This window comes from Bradyrhizobium sp. C9, from assembly GCF_002532045.1.
Classification (GTDB): domain Bacteria; phylum Pseudomonadota; class Alphaproteobacteria; order Rhizobiales; family Xanthobacteraceae; genus Bradyrhizobium.
The window spans coordinates 56765-82528 of the sequence record NZ_NWTG01000023.1; the positions used below are offsets into that span (position 1 = coordinate 56765).

Consider the following 25764-nt stretch of genomic DNA (forward strand, 5'->3'; position numbering starts at 1 on the left):
CTGGCGCTAGTCTGGCGGTCAATCCGGGAGGGCCATCGCGGCCAGGACGCTCGTGGACGATCTTGCGCGGGACAATGTGAACTGGCGGATGCCGGACGAGGGCGAGCCGCATGCCGCGACCTGGATGGCGTTCGGCGCCAGCGCCGCGATCTGGGGCGGCAGGCTGCTTCCGGTGGCGCGGGAAAATCTCGCCAACATTGCCAAGGCGATCGCGGCCTATGAACGCGTCAACATGCTGGTGCGCGAGGAGGACCGCGAGATTGCCGCGCGGCTCTGCGGCCCCGCGGTCAGCCTCGTCGTGCAACCAGTCGACGACGTGTGGATGCGCGACACCGGACCGGTGTTTGTGAAGGACCCGTCGGGGCAACTCGGCGCCGTCGGTCTCAACTTCAACGGCTGGGGCAACAAGCAACGCCATGCGCTCGATGCCGAGGTCGCCGCGCATGTCGCCCAGACCGCGAAGGCGACCTTCGTCAAGGCGGGCCTGGTGCTGGAAGGCGGCGGGATCGAAGTCGACGGTGAGGGGACCGCCATCATCACCGAGAGCTGCGTCCTCAATCCAAATCGCAATCCCGGCGCGTCGAAGGACAAATGCGAGGCCGAATTGTCTCGCCTGCTCGGACTCGAAAAGATCATCTGGCTGCCCGGCATCGCCGGCAAGGACATCACCGACGGCCATACCGACTTCTACGCACGCTTTGCCGGTCCCGGCGTGGTCGTGGCCGGCCTGGAGATGGACCCGTCGTCGTTCGATCACGCGGTGACCAAGCGACACCTCGATATCCTGCGCGGCGCTGTCGATGCGAAGGGCCGGCGTCTGGATGTCGTGGTGTTGGAGGGCCCGTCGACGGTGCGTCCGAAGCACGGCAGCAAGGACTTCGCCGCCGGCTACATCAATTTCTACGTCTGCAACGGCGCCGTCATCGCGCCCGAGTTCGGCGACGCGAGCGCGGACCGCAACGCACGCGATATCCTGCGCGACCTGTTTGCCGACCGGCAGATCATCCAGCTCAACATCGACGGCATCGCTGCCGGCGGCGGCGGTATTCACTGCACGACGCAACAGCAGCCGCGTTGATGTGAATGGCCCGGCCGCGACGGATCGCGGCCGGGCCGTTCATCGATTGCGTAAGCCCTGCTAACCCGCCGGCATCTGCTTCTCGACCAGGCGTACCCAGTAGGACGCGCCGTGGCCGAGGATGTTGTCGTTGAACTTGTAGGCCGGGTGGTGGCACATCGGGCCGTCGCCCATGCCGAGGAAGACGAACGCGCCGGGGCGCGCCTCCAGCATGAACGCGAAATCCTCGGCGCCCATGACCGGCACCAGATTGTCGTTGACGCGTTCGGCGCCGGCCACGTCGCGGGCGACCTCGGCGGCGATGCCGGCCTCGCGCGCATGGTTCAGCGTCACCGGATACATGCGCCCATAATCGGTCTCGGCAGAGCCGCCATAGGCCTTGGCGATGTTGGAGGCGACCTCGCCGATGCGACGCTCGACCAGGTCACGCACGCCGGGATCGAGCGTGCGCACGGTGCCACCCAGCGTGACGATCTCGGGGATCACGTTGAATGCATTTGCGGCCTCGAACATCGTGATCGAGATCACCGCGGACTTCAGCGGGTCGAGATTGCGCGACACGATCGATTGCAGCGCATTGATGATCTGGGCGCCGATCAGGACGCTATCGATCGCCTCGTGCGGCGCGGCGCCGGCGTGGCCGCCCTTGCCGCGCACGACGATCTTCAAGGTGTCCGACGAGGCCAGCATCGGGCCCGGCGTGGTCGCGAAATAGCCCTCGGGCAGGCCGGGCATGTTGTGCAGGCCATAGACCTCCTGGATGCCCCAGCGGGTCATCAGGCCGTCGTCGACCATCGCCTTGCCGCCAGCGCCGCCTTCCTCGGCGGGCTGGAAGATCACGACCGCGGTGCCGTCGAAATTGCGGGTCTCGGTGAGGTATTTCGCAGCGCCCAACAGCATCGCGGTGTGGCCGTCATGGCCGCAGGCGTGCATCTTGCCGGGGATCTTGGACGCGTAGGCGACGCCCGAGGCCTCGGCGATCGGCAGCGCGTCCATGTCGGCGCGCAGCCCAATGGTCTTGCCAGATCCGGACTTGCGGCCGCGGATCACGCCGACCACGCCGGTGCGCCCGATCCCCGTCACCACCTCGTCGCAGCCGAACTCGCGCAGCTTGTCGGCGACGATGCCGGCGGTGCGGTGCACCTCGTAGAGCAGTTCGGGGTTCTCGTGGAAGTCATGGCGCCAGGCGGCCATTTCATCCGAGAGGGCGGCAACGCGATTGACGATGGGCATGGGGAGCGTCCGTTTCTTGTGAGCTTTGTAGGGAACCTTGTAGGGCGGGTTAGCGTAGCGTAACCCGCCGACTTGTCACGCGGGAATGGCGGGTTACGCCTTCGGCTAACCCGCCCTACCGTTCCTCAGCTCTCCCCGAACACCCGCTGGAAAATCGTGTCGACATGCTTGAGGTGATAGCCGAGGTCGAACTTTTCCTCGATCTCGGCGTCGGTCAGGTATTTCTTCACGTCCGCGTCCTGCTTCAGCAGCGTCTGGAAGTCTCCTTCGCCGCGCCAGACCGGCATTGCGTTGCGCTGCACGAATTTGTAGGCGTCCTCGCGGCTGGCGCCCTTCTGGGTCAACGCAATCAAGACGCGCTGCGAATGCACCAGGCCGCCGAGCCGGTCGAGGTTCTTCTGCATGTTCTGCGGATAGACCAGCAGCTTCTCGATCAGGCCTGCGAGCCGGACCAGCGCGAAGTCGAGCGTCACGGTAGCGTCGGGCGCCATCATGCGCTCGGCCGAGGAGTGCGAGATGTCGCGCTCGTGCCACAGCACGACGTTCTCCAGCGCCGGCGTCACGTAGGCGCGCACCATGCGCGACAGGCCGGAAAGGTTCTCCGACAGCACCGGGTTGCGCTTGTGCGGCATCGACGACGAGCCCTTCTGGCCCTCGGAGAAGAACTCCTCCGCTTCCAGCACCTCGGTGCGCTGCAGATGCCGCACTTCCACCGCAAGCCGTTCGACCGAGGCGGCGATCACGCCGAGGGTGGCGAAATACATCGCGTGGCGGTCGCGCGGGATCACCTGCGTCGAGACCGGCTCCGGCCGCAGGCCCATCGCCTTCGCGACGTGCTCTTCGACCCGCGGGTCGATCTGGGCGAAGGTGCCGACCGAGCCGGAGATCGCGCAGGTCGAGATCTCGTTGCGGGCGGCGACCAGGCGGGCGCGGGCCCGCGCGAACTCGGCATGGGCATGGGCGAGCTTGAGGCCGAAGGTGACCGGCTCGGCATGGATGCCGTGGGAGCGGCCGATGGTCGGCGTCATCTTGTGCTCGAAGGCGCGCGTCTTCAGCGCCGCCAGCACCCGGTCGAGATCGGCGATCAAGAGGTCGGCGGCGCGCTTGAGCTGGACGTTGAGGCAGGTGTCGAGGACGTCGGAGGAGGTCATGCCCTGGTGTACGAAGCGTGCCTCGGGACCGACGATCTCGGCGAGATGGGTCAGGAAGGCGATGACGTCGTGCTTGGTCTCACGCTCGATCTCGTCGATCCGCGCGACGTCGAAGGTGGCATCCTTGCCCTTGGCCCAGATCGTCCTGGCGGCTTCCTTGGGGATGATGCCGAGCTCGGCCAGCGCGTCGGCGGCATGCGCCTCGATCTCGAACCAGATCTTGAAACGTGTCTGCGGCTCCCAGATGGAAGCCATTTCCGGGCGGGAATAACGGGGGATCATCGCGGACTCCGAATCGAGCGGGGCGGGGCCGCTCACAAGGGGGAATATAGTGCGGAAAACCGGCCAAAATAGCCGGCGCGGTGGCCGTAGCCCGGATCAGCGCTAGCGATATCCGGGGCCCTCGCGGCCGATCCCGGTGCTCACCCGCGGCTACAGGACAGGCCTGCAAATTAGCTTCTCCTCACCTCGCCCCGCGTGCGGGGAGAGGTCGGAACGCATCGTCAGATGCGTTCCGGGTGAGGGGGAGCCACCGCGAGTCCAGCCGTAGTCGTTATGCGGAGGCAGCCCCTCACCCCAGCCCTCTCCCCGTAAGAACGGGGCGAGGGAGCGCAGTCTCCTATAAATTCGCCAGCCCGCATTCGACGGCCAGGCGGACCAGCTGGGCATCGGTCCGCATGCCGGTCTTGGCCTTGATCAGATAGTGGTAGTTCTGCACGGTCTTGGTGCTGAGGTTGAGATTGGCTGCGATCTGTTCCTTGGTGCTGCCGGCCGCGAACTGCCGGAGGATCTCGATCTCCCGCTCGCCGAGCTGGTCGAGGGCCGATTTCGACGGCACCAGGCTTTCCAGCGCGAGCACCCGGGCGACGTCGTCGCTCATGGCATGCTCGCCGCGCGCCACCTGGCGGATCGCCGCGATCAGCTCGGCCGGCTCGCTGCCCTTGGTGACGAAGCCTGAGGCGCCGGCGCCGAACGCCGCCTTCACCTGCGCGGCCTCGCTGTGCATGCTGAAGACCAGGATGCGCGCATCGGCATCGCGCGCGCGGATATTGCGGATCGCTTCCAGTCCACTCGCGCCGGGCATCGAGATGTCCATCACCACCACGTCGGGCTGGTGCGACTTGAATGCGCGGTAGGCATTGGCGGCGTTGTCGGCCTCGGCGACCACGCTGAAATCGTCCTGATGCTCGAGCACGCGGCGGTAGCCCTGGCGGACGACCGGATGATCGTCCACCAGGAGGATCGAGATGCCGCGACTCTTTGCGGCTATTGTCTTGGTGGTCGTCATCTCAGGCGGCGAGCGGAATCGTGGCGGCGACCGAGAGGCCGCGGCTGGCCCGCGCGATCGACAGCGAACCGCCGAGTGCGGCGACGCGCTCGCTGACGCCGGTAAGGCCGAAGCCCGCCGACTGCGCCACCTTGGCGGCATCGCCGCCACCATCGTCCTCGACCCGCACCAGGAGCGCGTTCTCGGCTCCGGTGCGCCGCTCGATCCGCAGCACGATCTCGCGCGCCGAGCTGTGACGCAGCGCATTGGTCAGGCACTCCTGCGCGATGCGATAGGCGGTCGCGGCGACCGTGCCGCTGATGTCGGCAAGGTCGCCCTGCAGATCGAGCTGGATCATCGGCTGCGTGGTGCGCGATCGGCAGCTGTCGACGAGATCGACCAGGCTTGCCTCCAGCCCGAGCTCTTCAGCCGGCGGATGGCGCAGGCGATTCAACGTATCGCGCAGGCAGGCCACGATGCGGCGCGTCGCCTGCGAGATCATCCGCGCGTCCTGCGCAATTTCGGTGCCGGCGGCGTATTTGTCCCCGGCGCTTGCCTCGATCGTGGTGGCGAACGCCAGGATCGCGGTGAGATTCTGGCCGAACTCGTCGTGCAGCTCGCGGGCCAGTGCGCGGCGTTCGTCGCTGCGGATTTCGAGCAGCCGCCGCGTCAGCAGCGTGCGCTCCTCCTCGGCCTGCGCGAGGCGGTCGCCGAGATCGCCGACGGCGCGTCCGATCATCGCGAGATCCATCGAGCGGACGCGGGGCAGCGGCGTGCGGTACTCGCCGTCGGCCATCCGCCGCAGCGCCGATACGATCGAGTGGGCCGGCGCCAGCGTGTGCGCGATCGCGAGCGAGGCGAGCAGCGCGATGGCGAGCGCCATCAGCAGCGCGACATGGATGTTGTCCAGGATGTGCTGCCAGGCCAGCGCGATCGCGGCGTCCGGATCGGAGATGGCGCGGACGGTTCCGGCGGAAGCAGTGCGGGCGCTGATCGGCCGCTCGACTGTCGCATGATCGCCGAGCACCGTCTGCACGGTCGCCGCGAACCAGCGCGGCGGCGCCTTGCCGATCCCCTTGCTCTGGCCGCAGAGCGGCTTCTCGAAGGCGCCGGCCGGTTCGAACTGCACGCAGATCCCCGGCGCGATCAGTCCCATGGTTTCGATGGTGCGCCAGTCCGGCGCCGGCAGCAATTGCTCGCGCATCCGGTTGCTGCGCAGCAGCAATTCGCGCCAGTACAATGCTTCAAGCGCCTGCGAGACCCGCTCGGCGGACGCCGACGTGGCGCGATCGACGCTGCGATAGGCATCGATCGTGGCCCAGAAGGTTGCCGCGCCGAGGCACAGCGCGACGATGACGAGGAGGCGGGCGACCAGTTGAAGCACGAGGCGCATGCGATCACTCCACGGCCGGGGCATGATCCGGAATGAGGGGCGAAGCGTAACAGCAACCCCGTTCCCGGCAAGTGCGCTCATGCCCGGCGATGCAGGTCGGGAAATTTGCCCGACGAAACTTGGGCAGATGTCTTTGGACGGCGCCCGCAGGCTCTGCTCTAACTGCAGGCGAGGCCGTCGCGGAGCCTCATGGAACAATCGTCACAGGGAGCTCACGCAGCATGAATGCCAAGGTCGGCGCCGCCGCTTCGGCCGGCACGGATGCGGCGGAGCGCAGCGTCCTGCTGCTCTGGATGATCTTCACCGGCCTTTCGGTGTTCGCCGCCTTCCTGCTGTGGCGCTACGGGCTGATCCGCCTGATGGTCAATTCCGACCGCACCTACATTTCCAGCGTCATCGCCGTACTCTACATCGTCACCTGCATCCATTGCTTCTGGCGGACGCGGGCGATTGCGCGGGAAGGGGAGGTCGCGCGCGGCTGCCGCGCCATCCTCGCTGCGCCCGACGGCGCCAAGATGCTCGCATCGGATGGGCGCGGCCTGCCCGGCGGCCTCGTCACCGATCACATCAAGAGCCTGGTGCAGAAGGCCGATGCGCAAGCCAAAGGCCGCATCGACCAGACCCTGCTGCTGCGGACGCTGGCCGACCGCCTGCGCGGCTCGAACGGGTTCGGCGCCTTCGTCTCCGACACGTTGATGAAGCTCGGCCTGCTCGGCACCATCATCGGCTTCATCATCATGCTGGCGCCGATCGCCTCGCTCGATGCCGCCGACAAGGTCGCGATGAAGTCGTCGATGGGCCTGATGAGCGACGGTATGGCGGTCGCGATGTACACGACGCTGGCCGGGCTGATCGGATCGATCCTGGTCCGGATCCAGTACTACATGCTGGATTCGGCGACCCAGCGGGTGTTCTCCGATGCCGTGGTGCTGACCGAGACGCATGTCACCCCGGCGTTGGAGCGCCGCCTCGGTACGCCGTCATGATGGACGAGTTCGGGCTCTATCCGCGCGAGGAGCCGTTTGATCCGCTCGGTGTGATGCTGTTCAAGGCACTGCAGGTGATCGCCTTCCTGTTCTTCCTCGCGCTACTTTCGGTGTCGCCCGACTCCAAGGAAGGCAAGATCGAATCCAAGGCCGAGTTCATCATCACGATGGACTGGCCGGACAACCACCCTGATGATCTCGACCTGTTCGTGCAGGACCCGGCCGGCAATATCGCCTGGTACCGGCATCGCGAGGCCGGCTTCCTGACGCTCGATCGCGACGATCGTGGCGGCGCCAACGACTTCATCGTGGTCAACGGCAAGAAGATCGCGTCCCCGATCCGCGAGGAGATCGTCACCTTGCGCGGCATCGTCGTCGGCGAATACACCGTCAACGTCTCGCATTTCCAGGCCACAACCGGCGAGCCGGTGCAGGCCAATGTGAAGGTGCAGAAACTTAACCCGACCGCGCAGGTGATCTTCGACGACAAGCTGACCGTCGATCATACCGGCGACGAGAAGACTGCGGTCAGGTTTCGTCTCGATGCCGAGGGCAAGGTGATCAACGTCGACCGGCGGCCGAAATCGCTGCTCGAGACCTTCCGCAGCAGCTGGCGCAACGGCGCCGACCTCGATCCGAACACCGGCGTCCCGAAATCCGGCGTGAGGGTGCTCCGCAATGATTAGCTTGCAGTCGGTGATCCTCACGCTTGCGGTGGCTTACGCGGCGGTCGGTGCGCTGTTGCTGATCGTGCTGGTCTATGCGCGGCTGCACTGGTCGCTGAAGGCGATCGTGATCGTCGTCACCAGCACGTTCTATTTTGTCAGCTTCGGCGGGATGCGCGGCCTGCTCGGCTGGGCCTCCGCGGAGAAGCTGCCGGCGAACTTCAAGCTGCTGTCGACGCGCATCGTGGAGCCGCATTCGCTGGAGGGCGATCCGGGCTCGATCTATCTATGGGTTGAGGAACTCGATGAAGACAACCGGCCGAGCGCCGTGCCGCGCGCCTTCCGGATTCCCTACAGCGACGCGCTGGCCGAGCAGACCCACACCGCCGACAACGAGATCAAGGCCGGGCATCCGCAGGGCGGGCGGGCAGCGGATTTCGGCGGCGGCGACGGGACCATCATGGATTTCGTCCGGGAGTACATCACCCCGAAGACGATCGTGGAGACGACCGGCGGCGATTCCACCACGGGCACCTTCGTGGCCCCGCCGGCCGGCGCGCAAGGATCGGTCTTCACGCCGCTGCCGCCGCCCCGGATGCCGCCCAAGGACGAGCAGCGGTAGCGGACGCGCACCCGGCGAATGGCATAAAAATAGGGATCGCCAATAATCGGTCAGCCGGGTGGACAGTAGTCAACCGGAATTCCTCAATTCCCTGAACCGTGTAGTCTGCAGATAACCGGGGCTAGATTTCATCCCGAAGCCATTTTCCCGGCAAAGGGGCCGCTGCGTGAAGCGGCCCCTTTCGATTCCGGAGCCAATTCCAACACTTGTGGTTCCGGTGCCGTGTGGCGGGCTCAGAGCACCGTCAGGAATGCGATCGCGAGCACCATCAGCCAGCCGACGATGACGAGCGAGACCACCGCGCCGGCGGTAATCTTGGCGGCCTCCTTGAAGGTCATCGGCCGGTCCATTGGCAGCCTCTCCTCGGGTAACCGTCGGAGACATAGGCACGGACTGGTGGATCGCCCGGCTGCTCACGGAACGTTGTTGCGCGCCACCGGGCGGCCGGGCCGGCGGGCCGCGTTTGGGCCCATCCAGGCCGCATAGCTGTCATCTTGCAAAGTTTGTCTGACAGATATTGAAATCTGTCAGCGAGATGGTGTATATACTTACCAGCCCCAAGGGAGGAGGGCGCCCAGTGGCTGTTCCGGCGTTTGGCCGGGGGAGCCGTACTTAATTTGACTACCTCGAAGGACTACCTCCATGACGATAGAAATCTTTCAATTAACCGCCCAGATTCAACAGTGGCTCAACCATCGCGTCGCCCGCCACTTGGCCGCCCAGGCCGCCAAGTTCACGCGTGGCCAGGACAGCGATAACCAGACGGTAAACGCATGAACGAGGCGGTGGTTTTGACTCCCGAGCGGATCCTCGAGGCAACTGAGGATGTCTTGAGGCGCTTCGGGTTGACCAAGGCCACCGTTGTCGACGTTGCCCGTGCGCTGGATGTCAGCCACGGCAGCGTTTACCGGCATTTCCCCAGCAAAGCGTCGCTGCGCGACGCCGTTGCCAAACGCTGGCTCGACCGCGCCAACGAGCCGCTGTGCAAGCTCGCAGCCGGAGATGGCCCGGCGCCGGAACGGCTGGAGCAATGGCTGCGCACCGCCTTCACGATCAAGCAGAAGAAAGTCTGCGACGATCCCGAGATGTTCGCGACCTACCTTGCGCTGGCGCAGGGTGCGCGAGAGGTGGTGGAAGCCTACAAGGACAAGCAGGTCGATCTGATCGCGAAAATCCTGTCCGATGGTGTCGCGCAGGGCGTGTTCGAGATCGATAACGTCAAGGCCACCGCCCGCGCGGTGTTCGACGCCACCGTCCGCTACCATCACCCGGCGCACGCCGAGGAATGGGCCAAGCCGGAATGCCCGTCGCGGATCGACGCCCTGATCGCCCTGCTGCTGCGGGGCGTGCGGGTATGCAAGCACTAGCCGACCTTTCTTCCGACATCCTCTGACCAGCTGATGCCTTCGGCCCGATTGCGAGCCTGGGGCCGCGTGTGCTTGATATCGGACAGGATCAGCCACGCGGACCACCATGCGGCTTGCACTGTTTGCCGATATTCATGCCAACCGGCAGGCCTTCGCGGCCTGCCTCGATGCTGCGCGTGCGCGCGGGGCCGAGCGGCTGATCTGCCTCGGCGACATCGTCGGCTACGGCGCCGATCCCGAATGGGCCGTCGACACGGTGATGGACCTGGTCGCGAAGGGCGCGATCGCGGTGCGCGGCAACCATGACAATGCGATCGGTGTGCCGAGCGACGGCATGAATGCCGACGCGCAGGCCGCGATCGACTGGACCCGCGGCCGGCTTAGCGGCGAGCAGAAGGCCTTCCTCGCCGAGCTTCCGATGTCGCGGGAAGAGGACAACCGGCTCTACGTGCATTCCGAGGCGTCCGACCCCGTGAAGTGGCGCTACGTCCGCGACACCTCCGATGCCGCGCGCAGCATGATGGCAACCGAGTTGCAGATCACCTTCTGCGGCCACATCCATCGTCCCGGCCTCTACTCGATGTCCTCGACCGCGAAGATGACGAGCTTCGTTCCGACCGCGGGTGTTGGGGTTCAATTGCTGACCGGCCGGCGCTGGCTCGCCGTGCTCGGCTCGGTCGGCCAGCCGCGCGACGGCGATCCCGCCGCATCGTTTGCGATGTTCGACACGATCAGCCGCGAGATCACCTATCACCGCGTGCCCTACGACGTCGCGACCGCCGCGGCGCGGATCAAGGCGAGCGGCCTGCCGCTCTGGCTCGCCGATCGCCTCGCCGTCGGCAGGTAATGCCGATGGCGGCGCTGACGATGCAGCCGGGCGCCGAGATCGATGGCTTCACCATCGGCGAGCGCGTGCACCGTGGCGGTATGGCGACGCTGTGGAGCGTCACCCATCCCGGCATCACCGTGCCGCTGCTGATGAAGGTGCCGCTCACCTCGGAGGGCGAGGATCCGGCCGCCATCGTCAGCTTCGAGATGGAGCAGATGATCCTGCCGCGGCTGTCGGGGCCGCACGTGCCGGCCTGCTTCGGCAGCGGCGATTTCGAGCGCCAGGCCTATGTGGTGATGGAGCGCATCCCCGGCCAGACGCTCTACAAGCGGCTCGGCGAGCTGCCATTGCCGTATGACGAGGTGAGGGTGATCGGCGGCAAGATCGCCACCGCGCTCGCCAGCCTGCACCGGCAGAACGTCATCCATCACGACATCAAGCCGAGCAGCATCATGTTCCGCGAACGCGGCGAGGCGGCGCTGATCGATTTCGGCCTTTCGCATCACCAGCATCTGCCTGATCTGTTGCAGGAGGAGTTCCGGCTGCCTTACGGCACCGCGCCCTACATGGCGCCGGAGCGCCTGCTCGGCGTGCGCGACGATCCGCGCAGCGATCTGTTTTCGCTCGGTGTGCTGCTGTATTTCTTCACCACTGGCGTCCGCCCGTTCGGCGAGACCGAGACCCTGCGCGGCATGCGCCGGCGGCTGTGGCGTGATCCGTATCCACCGCGCAGGCTGCGATCCGACTATCCGCCGTGGTTGCAGGAGATCGTGCTGCGCTGTCTCGAGATCGATCCAGCCGCGCGCTATCCGACCGCGGCGCAACTTGCCTTCGATCTCGCTCATCCCGAACAGGTGAAGCTGACGGCGCGGGCGCAGCGGCTGAACCGCGATCCGCTCGGCATGGTCTGGCGCCGCCGCTTCAATCTCGGCGCGGTGCCGCCACAGCCGAAGTCCAACGTCGCGGCGCAACTCGCATCGAGCCCAATCGTCGCCGTTGCGCTCGATCTCGGCGAGGGGACCGAGGCGCTGAACCAGACCATCCGCGTCACTGCCGAGCAGGTGCTGTCGACGTCGCCGTCGGCGCGGCTCGCCTGCGTCAACGTGCTGAGGCTCAATCGCCTGGCGATCGACCGCACCCATGACGAGCAGGGCCAGAACAAGCATGTCGACCGCCTGGTGGCGCTCCAGCATTGGGCACGGCCGTTCAGGCTCGAGGAGGGGCGGCTGACCGTGCATGTGCTGGAGGCGATCGATCCCGCCGCCGCCATCCTGGAATTCGCCGCGGTCAATCTGGTCGATCACATCATCATCGGCGCGCGGCAGAATTCGGTGCGGCGCGCGCTGCTCGGCAGCGTGTCCGCCAAGGTCGCCGGCGAAGCGCCCTGCACGGTGACCGTGGTGCGGCCGTCGCGGCTGACGCCGGCGACGGACGCTGACGACGGCGACGGCGCGGCGGACCCGGCGGCCAGTGCCGCGGTCACGCCGCCCACGCTGTTCTGATCAGATCGCCTCGCCGCGCGCGTCGGCCGCCGCATGGCGGATCGCGGCGATGTTGGTCTTGTAGGCCTCGACGGTGCCGCCCTTGAACACGGCGGAGCCCGCGACAAAGGCGTTGGCGCCGGCGGCGGCGAGTTGGCCCGCGACGTCAGGCGCGACGCCGCCATCGACCTCGATGTCGATCGGGCGGCCTGCGACCATCGCCCTGACGTCGGAGATCTTGCCGATCGCCGAGCGGATGAAGGCCTGGCCGCCGAAGCCGGGATTGACCGACATGACGAGCACGAGGTCGATCAGGTCGAGCACATATTCGATCGCGCTCGCCGGCGTTGCCGGATTGAGCGAGACGCCGGCCTTCTTGCCGAGCGCGCGGATCGCCTGCAGCGAGCGATGCAAATGCGGGCCGGCCTCGGCATGCACCGTGATGTGGTCGCAGCCCGCCTTGGCGAACGCCTCGAGATAGGGGTCGCAGGGCGAGATCATCAGATGGGCGTCGAAGATCTTCTTGGTATGCGGCCGCATCGCTTTGATGACGTCGGGGCCGTAGGAGATGTTCGGCACAAAATGGCCGTCCATCACGTCGAGATGGATCCAGTCGGCGCCGGCCTGGTCGACGGCGCGGACCTCCTCGCCGAGCTTTGAGAAATCCGACGCCAGGATCGACGGCGCGATAACGAGGGGACGCGGAGTGAATGACTGAGTCATAGCGCAGTTCCGAAAGACTTCAGGGGGCGACGGGTGATCCCGCCTAACACGCTGACGCGTGGCGGGCAATGCGAGCGGACGGCACCTTGGAGCCGGAAAATTCTGCCGCCGGCGGCAGCTCTTGCCGAGTGAGCGGAACCGGCATTGGTGCGCCAAGGCCTGGTTTTATTGGGTTTTTGCCATGGCACGCCGCTTGCTGCGCCTTTGCCAAGCGTTTGAGCCGCCAGGCGCGGCCTTGTTGGAGTATTGCCATGTTATTTGCCATTGGCGCTGCGTCATCCGCCATCGATCTCTTGAGCTCGCTGATGTCGTCGAAGTCGACGACGCAGACCGGCAGCTCCACCCAGGGAAATCAGTCGACCGGGCTGTTCTCGGCCGCGACCAGTAGCTCGGCGTCGACCAGCAGCAGCTCGGCTCCCAGCTCGGGCAGCAGCAGCTCCACGCAGATTTCGCCGCTGACCATGAGCGCGCTGCTCGACGCGCAGGGCCAGTCGCAGACCACGGCTTCGACCAGTGCGGCCCCGACCAGCCGCTCGGATGCGCTGAAGGACCTGTTCTCGCAGATCGATGCCGACGGCAACGGCCAGATCACCAAAGCGGAGTTCGAGAAGGCGCTCGGCGCCGGCGGCACCAACCTCGCGCAGGCCGACGACGTGTTCTCCAAGCTCGATACCAATGGCGACGGCAGCGTCAGCCTCGACGAGATGTCGAAGGCCCTGCAGGGCCACAAGGGTGGCGGCCATCATCATCACCACGCGGCCGGCGGCTCGACCGAAGGATCCGGTGCCAGCAGCGGCTCGGGCGGATCGAGCTCCGATCCCCTGATGCAGGCGCTTGACGGCGCGACCTCGACGTCGGTGACCAACAGCGACGGCTCGACCACGACAACCACGACCTATGCCGACGGCTCCAAGGTGTCGATGACGTCGCCGGCCACGTCGTCGACCACCAGCAACGCGAATTCTTCCTCCGCCGGCAGCAACGCGACTTCGTCCTACAATTTCATCGAGCAGCTGATCCAGCGCCAGTCGCAGGCGATCTCGGCCCAGGCATCGTCGTCGCTGTCGGTCAGCGCTTAACCGAATTTGTCCCGCCAGCTCGGCAGCGCGCCGGGATAAGGCAGCGCAGTGGCCGAATGGACGCCGCGCGCGATCGCGCGCGCCACCGTGTTGGCGGCGACCCCGCCGAGCTTGGTCAGGCCGAACAGCGGATCGACCGGCTTGGCGCCGGTCGCTGCGGCAAACAACACATCGCCATCGAGCGGGGCGTGCACCGGGTAGATCGCGCGCGCCATGCCGGTCTGCGCGATCATCGCAAGGCGCCGTGCCTGCGGCTTGGTCAGCTGCGCGTCGGTCACGACAACGACGAGCGTGGTGTTCTCGGCGGCGGTGGCGTCCGCGCCGCCCTTCAGCCGCAGCTTCAGCATGCCTGGCGTGAACGCGGGCGGCAGGCCGCGTCCGCCGAACTCGCCGTCGACCTCGAACGGCGCCGCCCAGAACCAGGGGCCGCCGCCGACCGTGACACTGCCGACCGCGTTGACCACCGCGAGCGCTGCGACCTTGATGCCGTCGTCGGTCACGGCCGACGCCGAGCCGAGGCCGCCCTTCAGATTGACCGTGGTCGCGCCCAGGCCGGCGCCGACGCTGCCGAGCTCGAAAGTGTCGGAGGCGGCATTCGCGGCCGCATAGCCGAGATCGCGATAGGGCGGAAAACGTCCCCACGCCTTGTTGCCGCCGTTGAGCAGGTCGAAGCAGATCGCGCCTGGCACGATCGGGATCACCGCATCGCGGATGCGAAAGCCGCGGCCGCGCTCGGCGAGCCAGGCCTGCACGCCGCCGGCCGCATCGAGCCCGAGCGCGGAGCCGCCCGACAGCGTGATGGCGTCGATCGCCTCGACGACATTGTGCGGGGACAGCAGCGCGTCCTCGCGGGTGCCGGGACCGCCGCCGCGGACGTCGATCGAGGCCACCGCCGGCCGCTCGAACAGGATGGCGGTGACGCCGGAGGCGATCACGGCGTCGTCGGCGTGGCCGACGCTGACGCCGGCAATATCGGTGAGAAGGTTTTTCACGATTTGAGTCCGTCCGCCTGCTGTCCGATCGATCCGGTATAGCAGCCGCGGCGGATAAGCAAAACGCCCCGGCGGAGCGGGGCGTTTCGTATCTCTGATCAGGTCAGATGCAAGAGGCTCAGGAGCCCTTCGGATTGATCTCGGTGTAGTTGCCCTTGGCGTCCCACTTGTAGACGACGTAGTCGATCGCCTTGATGTCGCCCTTGGCGTCGAAGCCCATCTTGCCGAGCACGGTATCCCAGTCGCCGGCCTTGATGGTGTCCATCACCTTCTTGGCGTCGGTGGTGCCGGCCTTGGCGACGGCCTGCGTCCACACCTGCATCGCGGCGTAGGTGTAGAGCGTGTAGCCTTCGGGATCGATGTTCTTGGCCTTGAACTTCTCGACGATCGCCTTCGCGGTCGGTTTGTTGCGCGGGTCGGGGCCGAAGGTGAACAGCGTGCCTTCGGCGGCGGGGCCGGTGATCGAGGCGAACTCCTTGTCGTTCATGGCGTCGCCCGCCATCAGCACGGTCTGCAGGCCCTGGTCGCGCATCTGGCGCAGGATCAGGCCGGCTTCCTGATGGTAGCCGCCGACATAGACCAGATCGATATTGTCGCGCTTCAGGCGCGAGACGATCGAGTTGAAGTCCTTGTCGCCCTTGTTGTAGGACTCGAACATCTTCTCCTGGAAGCCGGCCTTGTTCAGCGCCTTCTTGGTCTCGTCGGCGAGGCCTTTGCCGTAGGTGGTCTTGTCGTTCAGGATCGCAACGTTCTTGCCCTTGAAGTTCTTCATGATGTAGTCGGCGGCGACCAGGCCCTGCTGGTCATCGCGGCCGCAGACGCGCGCCACGTTCCAGAGCTTGCGCTCGGTGAACAGCGGGTTGGTCGAGGCCGGGGTGATCTGCAGCACGTTGGCGTCGGCATAGGCCTCGGAGGCCGGGATCGAGGACGACGAGCAGAAATGGCCGGCCACGAACGGGATCTTCGAGGAGCCGATCTTTTCCGCGATCGAGCGCGCCTGCTTCGGATCGCAGGCATCGTCGTCGGCTTCCAGCGCGAGCTTCTTGCCGAGCACGCCGCCCGCGGCGTTGATATCGGCGACTGCCTGCTCGGCACCGTTCTTCATCTGCCGGCCAAAAGCGGATTCGGAGCCCGTCATCGGGCCCGCGACTGCGATGGTGATGTCTTGCGCGAACGCGCTCGCCGATAATGCGAACGACGCGCCCAGTGCCAGGCCGATCAGCTTCAGTGATTTCATGAGACGTCCCTCGTGGTCGTTGCCTCTTGCGGAAGGGCCCGGCACGCCGGGCCCCAAAACCGCGGGCATTCTCGGCTGATTTCGCGGCGAAGTCACCGGCAATTTTCAGGCAAATCGACGCTGCAGCAGCCGCATCGTGCTGCAAGGGCGGCGCAAAACGGTGCGCTAGCCGCGGCGGCCGCCTTCCAGATAGGCGGCGCGGATTTCCGGGCGCTGCAGCAATTCGGCCCCTGTTCCGGCCAGCGTGATCAGGCCGTTGACCATGACATAGCCGCGATGGGCGAGCTTCAGCGCATGGTTGGCGTTCTGCTCGACGATCAGCACGGTGAGGCCGTCCTGCCGGTTCAGCGTGCGGATGGCATCGAAGATCTGCCTTGCGATCAGCGGCGCGAGGCCGAGCGAGGGCTCGTCCAGCATCAGCAGGCGCGGCCGGCTCATCAGGGCACGGCCGATCGCCAGCATCTGCTGCTCGCCGCCCGACAGCGTGCCGCCGCGTTGTGCGATGCGCTCCTTCAGCCGCGGAAACAGCGCAAACACGCGCTCCAGCCCGGCTTCGCGTTCGGCCTCGCTGCATTCGGTGGCATCGGCGCCCATCTGCAGGTTTTCGGCGACGCTCATGCGTGGGAAGATCCGCCGGCCCTCGGGCGATTGTGCGATCCGCAGCCGCGCGATCTCGTGGGTCGGCACGCCGGTGATGTCGTCGCCGTCGAATTCGATGGTGCCGGCGCGGGCGCGCGGCCGGCCGAAGATCGTCATCATCAGCGTCGACTTGCCGGCGCCGTTGGCGCCGATCAGGGCGACGATCTCGCCTCGATTGATCTCGATGTCGACGCCCTTCAGCGCCTCGATCTTGCCATACGCCGCACGCACGCCGCGCACCGCGAGCAAGGGTGTGGTTGCCGCTGCCGCGCTCACGTGCCGCTCTCCATCACGGCGATCGCCTCTTCCTCGTCGGCGCCGAGATAGGCGGCGATCACCTTGGGGTCGTCGCGGACGGCCTGCGGCGCGCCTTCGGCGATCTTGACGCCGTAGTCCATGACCACGACGTGATCGGAAATCTCCATGACCACGGACATGTCATGCTCGATCAAGAGGATCGAGGTGCCCTGTTCGTTGCGGATCGAGAGCAAGAGCTCGTTGAGTCCGCCGCTCTCGCGCGCGTTCAGTCCGGCCGCCGGCTCGTCGAGACAGAGCAGTGCAGGCTCGGTGCACATCGCGCGCGCGATCTCGAGCCGCCGCTGGTCGCCATAAGGCAGATTGCCGGCGGCATCGTCGGCGCGGTCGAGCAGGCCGACACGTTTGAGCCAGGTCCGCGCCAGCTCGATGGCGCGCTGCTCGGCCTCGCGCCAGGACGGCAGCCCGAGCAGGCCGAGCACGGTGAGGCCCGAGGCGCGCATCAGCGCGTTGTGCTGGGCGACCATCAGGTTTTCCAGCGCGGTCATGCCGGGAAACAGCCGGATGTTCTGGAAGGTGCGCGCCACCTTGGCCTGCTTGGAGATACGGAAATCGTTCAGCCGCTCGAGCTGGATGGTGCGGCCGTCATCATGGGCGAGGCGGATCGCGCCGCCGCTCGGCCGGTAGAAGCCGGTGATGCAGTTGAAGACGGTGGTCTTGCCGGCGCCGTTCGGTCCGATCAGCGCGGTGATCTTGCGCCGCTCGGCCGCAAACGACAGCTCGTTGACCGCGACGATGCCGCCGAAGCGCATCATCAGGCGGTCGACGGTGAGGATGTGGTCGCCGCTCATCCGTGGCCCTCCTTGACGAGGTCGGAGGAGATCGCCTGGTTGCGCTCCAGGAACACGGTCGGCGCGCGATGGCCGATCAGCCCGCGCGGCCGCCAGATCATCAACAGCACCATCGCGATGCCGAACACCAGCATGCGGTACTGATCGAAACCACGGAACAGCTCGAAGCCGCCGATCATGGCGAGCGCGGCAAGCGCGACGCCGAGCTGTGAGCCCATGCCGCCGAGCACGACGATCGCCAGCACCAGCGCCGATTCCTGGAAAGTGAAGGACTCCGGGCTGATGAAGCCCTGCCGCGTGGCGAAGAATGCGCCGGCGAAGCCGCCGAACATCGCCCCGGTCGCGAACGCCGTCAGCTTGGTGGTCGTGGTGTTGATGCCGAGCGCGCGGCAGGCGACCTCGTCCTCGCGCAGCGCCTCCCAAGCGCGGCCGATCGGCAGTCGCCGGAGCCGGATCGTCACCCAGTTGGTGAGCAGCGCCATCGCCAGGATCAGATAGAACAGGAAGACGAGGCGGTGGGTCGGCGAGAACTCGATGCCGAGCCTGGCGGCGAGCCCGTCGTCGCCCGGCGTCAGCGGAATGCCGAACATGGTCGGGCGGGGAATCCCCGAGACGCCGTTGGGGCCGCCGGTCAGGCTCTGCCAGTTGATGATGACGAGGCGGATGATCTCGCCGAAGGCGAGCGTCACGATCGCCAGATAGTCGCCGCGCAAACGCAGCACCGGGAAGCCGAGCAGCACGCCCCAGAACGCCGCCAGGATGCCGGCGAGCGGCAGGCAGACCCAGAACGACAATCCGAAATTGGTCGCGAGCAGCGCGTAGGAATAGGCGCCGACGGCATAGAACGCGACATAACCGAGGTCGAGCAGGCCGGCGAGGCCGACCACGACGTTCAAGCCCCACCCCAGCATCACATAGGTCAGGACCAGGATCGACAGGTCGAGAATGTAGCGCTGGTTGTAGAAGATGACCGGCACGAGGAGCGCGAACATCAGGAGGGCGGGCGCCAGCCAGCGTCCGGCGAACGAGATCGCTGATTGCACCGGCTTCGGCACAATGCTGTCCTTGTCGACCGGTCCCCACCATTGCCGCAGTAGCTCGACGATGATGCTGCCGCCGAACACCGTGCCGACGAGGGCGGCGAGGTCGCCGAACCGGGTCCAGTAGATCAGGCCGCCTTGCGGTCCGGCCTCGGTGCGAATGCCGATCATCAGCGAGAACAGCACCAGCGCGACCAACGCGCTGATCAGGGCTTTCTTGAGAATGAAGGCGCTGCCCGAGGGCTGCGCGGCGGGCGATGGGCGGGCTGAGGTCGCGCTCACGAAGTGCCTGTCAGACTTTTTCGACTTCGGGACGGCCAAGCAGGCCGGTCGGCATGAAGATCAGCACCACGATCAGGATCGAGAACGCGGCGACGTCCTTGTATTCCACGGAGAAATAGGCCGACCAGAACGTCTCGATCAGGCCGATCGCTAGCCCGCCGAGCATCGCGCCCGGCAGCGAGCCGATGCCGCCGAGCACGGCGGCGGTGAACGCCTTGATGCCGGCGACGAAACCCATGAAGAAATCGACCAGGCCGTAATACAGCAGATACATCATGCCGGCGACGGCGGCGAGCGCGGCACCGATCACGAAGGTCATCGAGATGGTGCGGTCGACGTCGACGCCGAGCAGTGCGGCCATGGTCTGGTCCTGCTCGCAAGCGCGCATGTCGCGCCCGAGCCGGGTGCGCGACACTAGCCAGGTGAACAGCGCCAGCACCACGATGGTGGCGAGCACGACCATGATCTGGATGTTGGAGAGCTGCACGGCGAAGCCTTGCGAGCCCTCATGCAGCGTGTAGCCGCCGGTGATGATCGGCGGCACCGGCTTGACCCGCGCGCCCTGCGACACCTGCGAGAAGTTGGTCAGCACGAACGACATGCCGATCGCGGACAGCATCGGCGCCAGGCGGAACGAATGCCGCAAGGGCCGGTAGGCGATGCGTTCGATGGTCCAGCCATAGAGCGCGGTGATCGCCATCGAGACCAGCAGCACGATCAGAAGGATCAGGGGGATCGCGGTGAGGCCGAGCGACACCAGCACCAAAAACGAGATCAGCGCGATGAAGCCGCCGATCATGAAGATGTCGCCATGGGCGAAGTTGATCATGCCGACGATGCCGTAGACCATCGTGTAGCCGATGGCGATCAGGCCATAGATCGAACCGAGCACGAGGCCGTTGATCAGTTGCTGGGCAAAATAATCCATGCGCTGCCGTAACTCGAGGGGTGACGCGCCGAGGGCCCCCGGCAGCCTGATCCGTCGCGTCGTGGTATTTTCTAACAGCGGAACCCCGGCGGCGGCAACAGCGTGGCAGCAGCAGATAAGGGCTTGTACATAACTACTTCGGCGGGTGCGGTTCCGATGTCACAGGGTCGACACCTCGTCGCCTTGCAATGATCGCGCCGGAACCCGTGTCGGCCGAGCCACGGTGGCGGCCGGAAGCGCGGGGAGCAGCAGGATCCCGGCCGGCAGGGCCGAAAACCCGATCCGCAGCGCTGGCGCCGAGCAATTGAGCAGATGCAACAAGATGGTCTGGCCGAACGGCGAAGCCCTTTTGTCAGCTCATTTGTTTCTGCATGCAGTTCAGGCCAACTGATCGGCGAAGCGGCCGCGGAAGGCGTATGAACCGAAATGCGTGAGCTCGCTGCGAAGGTCGAGCCAGATTTCGCCGCCGAGATCGAGCCAGCGCCGGCAGAAGGCGTAATCCTCGGACAGATACTCGCCGGTCGTCTTGTCGATCATGCATTCGAACAGCGAGATGCGGTCGAGGTCGGCGCGAACCAGGTCGCCGGTGTTCAAGTCGTTGCTCTTGTGGTTCGCACGATATTTGAGTTCGGGATGGGCGTCGCACAGCCTGACGAGGGCGGATCGTTTCATCATCAGGAAGCCGGTGCCGGCATATCGGACCTTGGCGAAGCCGTCGCCGCGCGCCGTGAGCTGGTCGCCCTCCCATGTGACGACATAGTCCAGCGAGGAAGACGCGAGATTCTTGCGCTTGGCTTCCGCAGCCCGCTGCACCTTTGCCCAATCGATGTGCTTGAGCGGGTAGGCCGCGGCCGAAACCTCGGCGTCGCAATCCAGCAGCCGGAAGACAGACTCGGGTTCGAACCCGATATCGGCATCGATGAACAGGAGATGGCTGGCGCCGGATACGAGGAACTGGTGGGCCAGCTCGTTCCGGGCGCGCACGATCAACGATTCGTTTCCGATCAGGTGGAACTGGATGTCGATGCCCCGGGCAGTGGCCGCGGCCTGAAGCTTCAGCGCAGACAGCACATAGGCCATCTTGAGGTCGCCGCCGAAACAGGGCGTCGCGACGAAAATGCGGGTTCTTTCGGTCATTTTACCCCCGTTATCTCGGCCGGCGCAGGTGCCGGCCTGGCCCGATCGCATCGATCCGGAACCATCGCACCGCGCTTAACCTTAACAAAGGGTTTAAATTGCCGTCGGCAATCGATCGGCGTTACCTCGCAGGCTGAACCGTCGCCAATCCAAAAAGGGCGCGGGGAAACACGGGAAGCGGCAATGTCGAGTAACTGGCGGATCAGCTCCTTCAACGGCGCGCTGCTGGCGGCCTATTTCATTCCGGTCTGGACCATCATCGCCTTCAGCATCATGGTGTCGCCGATCCACGGCCTCTATGAGCGGCCGAGCGTATCGATCGCGTTCTACGCCAACGACTATCTGCACCTCGGCAAGATGGCGACCGTGCGGCTGGCATGGCTCCTGGCGCTGGCGCGGATCACGGTGGTGGCGTTCTTCGCGGTCTTCCTCGCGATGACCGCGTTCGCGCCGCTGCGCAAGACCAGCCGCGGCGGCGACGAGGCGCTGGCGGTGGCGCTGTGCCTCGGCAGCGTGCTGAGCTTCGCCAGCATGATGATGGCGTCCAAGGTCGGCGAGATTGAAGCATTACGTATGCATGCCGCCGAGCTTCTGATGCTGCTCGGCACCGCGATCGTGATGCTGTTCGAGACCTCGCCGAAGCGATCCGCCGAGCCGTCCGCTGCCAAGGCCCCCGCTGCCGAGACGGGCGCACCGGCCGGCGAGCTATCCCTTCAGCAGCCCTAGTTCCGCGATGATCGCGCCGGCTTCCTTGGCGGCGTGATTGGCCGCGGGCAGGCCGCAATAGATCGCCTGCTGCAGCAGGATTTCCTTGATGTCCTCGGGCGTGAAGTCGCCTTGGTGGCGTCATTGGCGTGTGCCATTGTGGAAATTCGTGGGCCCGAGTTCGAGCTGGGAGCCTTAATCGGAAAGCGAGTCATGCCCAAGCTCCACTCCAGCGAAAGAACCAGAAATCGTGCGGTTATGGCCGCGGCCGCTTCTGTGGCCAAGCTGCCCTCATCTCGCGCAGGACGCCCCGGTGAGCGCTTAGCGAAAAGGCGCAAGTTCTACCTCGTGACCGAAAAACCTGGGACGAGAGGGGGCGGATATGAGCTGTTGAACAAGGCAGCGTTATTTCAGGGGCATCCAAAGGCGCTGCTTCCACCGCTGGGGCAGCGCGGCTTTCGAGAGTACCCCGAAGCGCCGCTGTTCCTTGCTGATGCGCGGCTCGGTGCCATCGACAAGGACTTTGCCGAATACTCCGGCTACTGGTTCATTTCAGGTCGGATGAAGGCGGCGCTTGAACTGATCGATGCTGAAGCCTTTGCGTTCCTTGAATGCAGAGTGCAACTGCGGAGCGGTGCGGACGCTCCGGGCCGCTGGCTTTGTGACGTCGTGCGCGTCGTCGATGCGCTAGACGAGGAAGAGTCAGCAGCAACGATTGGTGTCTCCGACAACGGAAGCAAGGTTTATCATATTCCAATGTCTGCCAATCTGCTTTTCAAAGAGAGTGCAGTTGGCCCGCATCATATCTTCCGGATGAAGTACTTCGAAGCAAAGGTTGTTTGCGATGAGGAGATGAGGCTTGCCTGCAAGACGGCCGAGTTCACCGGAATAAGCTTCGCAGATACGTGCACGCGCCAAAAATAGATCGGGATGCCATGTGGTGTCGGAATGCCGCAGCCGGTGACTGGGTTCTGAACCCAACCGACGCAATCGCGCCGGCCGGCGAGCTATCCCTTCAGCAGCCCTAGTTCGGCAATGATCGCGCCGGCTTCCTTGACGGCGTGATTGGCCGCGGGCACGCCGCAATAGATCGCCTGCTGCAGCAGGATCTCCTTGATGTCTTCGGGCGTGAAGTCGCCTTCGCTGAGCGCGGCGCGCACATGCAGGCGGAATTCGTCCCACTGGCCGAGCGCGACCATGGTGCCGATCACCAGCACGCGGCGCGTGCGGTGGTCGAAATGCGGCCGGGTCCAGATGTCGCCCCATGCATAGCGCGTGATCAGGTCCTGGAAGTCGGTGTTGAACGCGTTGCGGTTCTTGATCGACTTGTCGACCCATTCATTGCCCAGCACCTTGCGGCGCTGCGTCATGCCGTCGTCACGGCGCTGATTATCATCCATTGATGTCTCCTCCCGTCATTGCGAGCGAAGCGAAGCAATCCATTTCACCGCTTGCGGAGGCATGGATTGCTTCGTCGCTGTGCTCCTCGCAATGACGCGCGTGGGTTGTGGATTAACGTTGCGTCAGGAAGCCGACCACGGCTTCGGTGAAGGCGTGCGGCTGCTCGACATTGGAAATGTGCGCGGCATCGAGCAGTGTCATGCTGGCGCCGGGAATGCCGCTGCGGATCATCTCACCCGCCGACACCGGCGTTGCCATGTCCTGCTTTCCCGCGATCACCAACGTCGGGCTCTTGATCCTGGGCAGCAGCGCGCGCTGGTCGAGCGTCGACAGCGCTTCGCAGCAGGCGAGATAGCCTTCGACAGGTGAGGCCAGCAGCATCGCTTTCATGCGCGCCGCGGTCTCCGGCTCGCGCTCGCGGAAATCGGCGGTCAGCCAGCCCGCGATCACGGCATCGGCGACGGCTGCGATGCCGCCTTGCTTCACCGCCTTGATGCGGTTCAGCCAGTTGGTCGGATCGGGATAATAGCAGGCGGTGTTGGCGAGGATGATCTTGCCGAATCTGTCAGGCGCGTTGGCGCCAAGCCACTGCCCGACCATGCCGCCCATCGACAGGCCGCACCAGTGCACCTTCTCGATGTTGAGGTCGTCCAGGATCGCGAGCACGTCGCGGCCGAACCGTTCCATCGAGTAGGGGCCAGCCGGCACGCCGGACTTGCCGTGGCCGCGCCGGTCGTAGCGGATGACGCGGAACATCTGCGTCAGCGCCCGCATCTGCGGCTCCCACATCTGCAGGGTGCAGCCGAGCGAGTTCGACAGCATCAAGGTTGGTCCGCCATCGCGGCCATCCACCTGGACGTTGAGCAGGCATCCGTCGGCGTTGATCATCGGCATCGTCTTGTCCCTCTCGTCATCCCGCTACTTGTCATCCAGTGAGGCCAGCAAACGGTCGATCAGCGCCTGCGAGGCACCCTGATAGGCCATCGGCTCGAATAGCTCCGCGATTGTCTTGGCGTCGAGATGCGCGGTGACCTTGGCATCCCCCGACAGCACGTCGCGCAAATGCTTCTTCTCGGCGACCGCCTTCTTGCTGGCGGCTTCGATCAGATGATGAGCGTCGCTCTTGCCGATCTTTTCGGCCAGCGCAAAGGTGATGGCTTCCGCCATGATCAGCCCGTGGGTTGCATCGAGATTGGCGCGCATCCGGACCGCATCGACCTCGAGCCCTTCGGCGAGATCGACTGTCGCGGCAAGCGCGCCCGAGGTCACCAGCATCAGGGCCGGCAGGGTCGGCCATTCCGCATGCCAAGGGCCGGCGCTGCGCTCATGGTCCTGCACCTGCGCGGCGAAGATCGTCGCAGCGAGGTTCGGCGCCATGGTCGCAGCCCCCAGCGCGCTCGCGGCGGCGACGGGGTTGCGCTTGTGCGGCATGGTCGAGGAGCCGCCGCGGCCGGCGCCCGCGGGCTCGAAGGCTTCGCCGACATCGGTCTGCATCATCAATGAAACGTCGCGCGCGATCTTGCCGCAGCTGCCGGCGAGGATGGCAAAAACCGAGGCGGCCTCCGCGATGCGGTCGCGGTGGGTGTGCCAGGGCGCATCCGGCAGCGGCAGGTCCAGCTCTTTCGCAAGCGCTTCGGCGACCGCAAGGCCCTTGTCGCCGAGTGCGGCGAGCGTGCCGGCCGCGCCGCCGAACTGCAGCGCCAGCGTCTCGCCGCGCAGGCGCAGCAGCCGCTTGCGGGAGCGATGCAGGGCCGCGGCATATTCGGCGAGCTTGAGGCCGAACGGCATCGGCAGCGCATGCTGCAGCCAGGTCCGCGCCACCGCCGCGGTGCCGCGATGGGCGCGGGCAAGGCCGGCGAAGCCCGCAACGGCGCGGTCGAGGTCGGCGAGCAGGGCATCGATGCCGGCGCGCAGCGACAGCATGGTCGCGGTGTCGATGACGTCCTGGCTGGTCGCGCCCCAATGCACGTAACGCGCCGCCTCGGCATCCTTTTTGGCGACGTTGGCGGTCAGGGCTTTCACCAGCGGGATCGCCAGATTGCCCGATCGCGTCGCGGCATCGGCCAGCGCGCCAAGGTCGAATGATTCGGCCTTGCAGGCCGCGGCGATCGGTCCGGCGCTCGCCGCGGGAATCACGCCGCAGGCCACTTCGGCGCGGGCTAGCGCGGCCTCGAAATCCAGCATGTTTTGCAGGGTGGCAGCGTCGTCGCACACCGCGCGCATCGCGGCGCCCGACAGCATCGGCGCAAGTAGGGGGGACAGGGCTGTGCTCATGGCGCGCGACCTAACCATTCCTGCGCGTCGCTGCCAATGCCCCTGCGCTGCCGTCAAATTCAGCAAGCGGACCGCGCGATTTCGTGAACGATGCGCTTGGCTTGCTGCGGTTGCGAATATGCATCGCTCATCCTCCGAAGGTGGCCTTT

Annotated in this window: 26 protein-coding genes and 1 pseudogene; 11 read left to right on the top strand and 16 right to left on the bottom strand. The window is 65.9% G+C overall.

What is annotated here, in order from left to right:
- Positions 1-52 precede the first annotated feature (52 nt).
- Entirely contained in the window at positions 53-1078 is a 1026-nt protein-coding gene (locus tag CO675_RS31780) for an agmatine deiminase family protein (protein ID WP_245453010.1), read from the top strand.
- A gap of 60 nt (positions 1079-1138) precedes the next feature.
- On the opposite strand, the gene CO675_RS31785 is transcribed toward CO675_RS31780, so the two are convergent.
- The 4 genes from CO675_RS31785 to CO675_RS31800 all read right to left on the bottom strand — a co-directional run bounded on the left by CO675_RS31785 (position 1139) and on the right by CO675_RS31800 (position 6122).
- A complete protein-coding gene (locus tag CO675_RS31785; protein WP_097675714.1) occupies positions 1139-2311 on the bottom strand; it encodes a M20 aminoacylase family protein in 1173 nt (390 codons plus the stop codon).
- A gap of 125 nt (positions 2312-2436) precedes the next feature.
- Positions 2437-3744 (bottom strand): adenylosuccinate lyase, encoded by a 1308-nt coding sequence (gene purB / locus CO675_RS31790; RefSeq protein ID WP_097675770.1) that lies wholly within the window; start codon positions 3742-3744, stop codon positions 2437-2439.
- 337 nt (positions 3745-4081) lie between these two features.
- Positions 4082-4750: a response regulator gene (locus CO675_RS31795; protein WP_097675715.1), complete on the bottom strand. Its 669-nt coding sequence runs from the start codon at positions 4748-4750 to the stop codon at positions 4082-4084.
- A gap of 1 nt (position 4751) precedes the next feature.
- Positions 4752-6122 carry a sensor histidine kinase gene (locus tag CO675_RS31800; protein WP_097675716.1) on the bottom strand — a complete coding sequence of 457 codons (1371 nt, stop codon included), beginning with the start codon at positions 6120-6122 and terminating at the stop codon, positions 4752-4754.
- A 221-nt stretch (positions 6123-6343) separates the two neighbouring features.
- Here CO675_RS31800 and CO675_RS31805 point away from each other — a divergent pair, with 221 nt between their 5' ends.
- The 7 genes from CO675_RS31805 (at position 6344) to CO675_RS31830 (ending at position 12093) form a co-directional block, all read left to right on the top strand.
- Positions 6344-7108 carry a MotA/TolQ/ExbB proton channel family protein gene (locus tag CO675_RS31805; RefSeq protein ID WP_097675717.1) on the top strand — a complete coding sequence of 255 codons (765 nt, stop codon included), beginning with the start codon at positions 6344-6346 and terminating at the stop codon, positions 7106-7108.
- A complete protein-coding gene (locus CO675_RS31810) occupies positions 7105-7794 on the top strand; it encodes a DUF2135 domain-containing protein (protein WP_097675718.1) in 690 nt (229 codons plus the stop codon). The genes CO675_RS31805 and CO675_RS31810 overlap by 4 nt, the downstream gene beginning before the upstream one ends.
- Positions 7787-8395 carry a hypothetical protein gene (locus CO675_RS31815; RefSeq protein ID WP_097675719.1) on the top strand — a complete coding sequence of 203 codons (609 nt, stop codon included), beginning with the start codon at positions 7787-7789 and terminating at the stop codon, positions 8393-8395. Before CO675_RS31810 ends, CO675_RS31815 begins: the two co-directional genes overlap by 8 nt.
- Before the next feature lie 642 nt (positions 8396-9037).
- A complete protein-coding gene (locus CO675_RS41835) occupies positions 9038-9172 on the top strand; it encodes a hypothetical protein (protein ID WP_283808131.1) in 135 nt (44 codons plus the stop codon).
- Positions 9169-9762, top strand: a complete 594-nt coding sequence (locus CO675_RS31820; protein WP_097675720.1) for a TetR/AcrR family transcriptional regulator — start codon at positions 9169-9171, stop codon at positions 9760-9762. The genes CO675_RS41835 and CO675_RS31820 overlap by 4 nt, the downstream gene beginning before the upstream one ends.
- Before the next feature lie 106 nt (positions 9763-9868).
- A complete protein-coding gene (locus CO675_RS31825; protein WP_097675721.1) occupies positions 9869-10609 on the top strand; it encodes a metallophosphoesterase family protein in 741 nt (246 codons plus the stop codon).
- A 5-nt stretch (positions 10610-10614) separates the two neighbouring features.
- Positions 10615-12093, top strand: a complete 1479-nt coding sequence (locus tag CO675_RS31830; protein ID WP_097675771.1) for a serine/threonine protein kinase — start codon at positions 10615-10617, stop codon at positions 12091-12093.
- Here CO675_RS31830 and rpe read toward each other — a convergent pair whose 3' ends face one another.
- Complete coding sequence (gene rpe / locus CO675_RS31835) at positions 12094-12795, bottom strand: ribulose-phosphate 3-epimerase (RefSeq protein ID WP_097675722.1); 702 nt, start codon at positions 12793-12795, stop codon at positions 12094-12096.
- 251 nt (positions 12796-13046) lie between these two features.
- Between rpe and CO675_RS31840 the strand changes: the two genes are divergently transcribed.
- A complete protein-coding gene (locus tag CO675_RS31840; RefSeq protein ID WP_097675723.1) occupies positions 13047-13874 on the top strand; it encodes an EF-hand domain-containing protein in 828 nt (275 codons plus the stop codon).
- Here CO675_RS31840 and CO675_RS31845 read toward each other — a convergent pair.
- From CO675_RS31845 to CO675_RS31875, 7 genes are all read right to left on the bottom strand, one after another.
- The gene (locus CO675_RS31845; RefSeq protein WP_097675724.1) at positions 13871-14866 is read right to left on the bottom strand and encodes a P1 family peptidase; all 996 of its coding nucleotides are present in this window, start codon (positions 14864-14866) and stop codon (positions 13871-13873) included. The genes CO675_RS31840 and CO675_RS31845 overlap by 4 nt on opposite strands.
- A 118-nt stretch (positions 14867-14984) precedes the next feature.
- Positions 14985-16103 (bottom strand): branched-chain amino acid ABC transporter substrate-binding protein, encoded by a 1119-nt coding sequence (locus CO675_RS31850; RefSeq protein ID WP_097675725.1) that lies wholly within the window; start codon positions 16101-16103, stop codon positions 14985-14987.
- Positions 16104-16268: 165 nt separating this feature from the next.
- Positions 16269-17018, bottom strand: a complete 750-nt coding sequence (locus CO675_RS31855; protein ID WP_097675726.1) for an ABC transporter ATP-binding protein — start codon at positions 17016-17018, stop codon at positions 16269-16271.
- Positions 17015-17848 carry an ABC transporter ATP-binding protein gene (locus CO675_RS31860; RefSeq protein WP_097675727.1) on the bottom strand — a complete coding sequence of 278 codons (834 nt, stop codon included), beginning with the start codon at positions 17846-17848 and terminating at the stop codon, positions 17015-17017. Before CO675_RS31860 ends, CO675_RS31855 begins: the two co-directional genes overlap by 4 nt.
- Complete coding sequence (livM, locus tag CO675_RS31865) at positions 17845-19170, bottom strand: high-affinity branched-chain amino acid ABC transporter permease LivM (protein ID WP_097675728.1); 1326 nt, start codon at positions 19168-19170, stop codon at positions 17845-17847. Before livM ends, CO675_RS31860 begins: the two co-directional genes overlap by 4 nt.
- Before the next feature lie 10 nt (positions 19171-19180).
- Positions 19181-20098 carry an ABC transporter permease subunit gene (locus CO675_RS31870; RefSeq protein ID WP_018272404.1) on the bottom strand — a complete coding sequence of 306 codons (918 nt, stop codon included), beginning with the start codon at positions 20096-20098 and terminating at the stop codon, positions 19181-19183.
- Positions 20099-20476: 378 nt separating this feature from the next.
- Positions 20477-21235 (bottom strand): hypothetical protein, encoded by a 759-nt coding sequence (locus tag CO675_RS31875; protein ID WP_097675729.1) that lies wholly within the window; start codon positions 21233-21235, stop codon positions 20477-20479.
- A 183-nt stretch (positions 21236-21418) separates the two neighbouring features.
- Here CO675_RS31875 and CO675_RS31880 point away from each other — a divergent pair, with 183 nt between their 5' ends.
- Entirely contained in the window at positions 21419-21961 is a 543-nt protein-coding gene (locus CO675_RS31880) for a hypothetical protein (protein ID WP_097675730.1), read from the top strand.
- Here CO675_RS31880 and CO675_RS31885 read toward each other — a convergent pair.
- A pseudogene (locus CO675_RS31885) lies at positions 21941-22075 on the bottom strand (carboxymuconolactone decarboxylase family protein); the annotation flags it as partial. The gene CO675_RS31880 and the pseudogene CO675_RS31885 sit on opposite strands and share 21 nt — an antisense overlap.
- Before the next feature lie 78 nt (positions 22076-22153).
- Between CO675_RS31885 and CO675_RS31890 the strand changes: the two are divergent.
- The gene (locus CO675_RS31890) at positions 22154-22864 is read left to right on the top strand and encodes an imm11 family protein (RefSeq protein ID WP_143279179.1); all 711 of its coding nucleotides are present in this window, start codon (positions 22154-22156) and stop codon (positions 22862-22864) included.
- A gap of 83 nt (positions 22865-22947) precedes the next feature.
- Here CO675_RS31890 and CO675_RS31895 read toward each other — a convergent pair whose 3' ends face one another.
- The 3 genes from CO675_RS31895 to CO675_RS31905 form a co-directional block, all read right to left on the bottom strand.
- Positions 22948-23340: a carboxymuconolactone decarboxylase family protein gene (locus CO675_RS31895; protein ID WP_097675732.1), complete on the bottom strand. Its 393-nt coding sequence runs from the start codon at positions 23338-23340 to the stop codon at positions 22948-22950.
- A 112-nt stretch (positions 23341-23452) separates the two neighbouring features.
- Entirely contained in the window at positions 23453-24235 is a 783-nt protein-coding gene (gene pcaD, locus CO675_RS31900) for a 3-oxoadipate enol-lactonase (protein WP_097675733.1), read from the bottom strand.
- 24 nt (positions 24236-24259) lie between these two features.
- Positions 24260-25615 carry a 3-carboxy-cis,cis-muconate cycloisomerase gene (locus CO675_RS31905; protein WP_097675734.1) on the bottom strand — a complete coding sequence of 452 codons (1356 nt, stop codon included), beginning with the start codon at positions 25613-25615 and terminating at the stop codon, positions 24260-24262.
- Between the last annotated feature and the right edge of the window lie 149 nt (positions 25616-25764).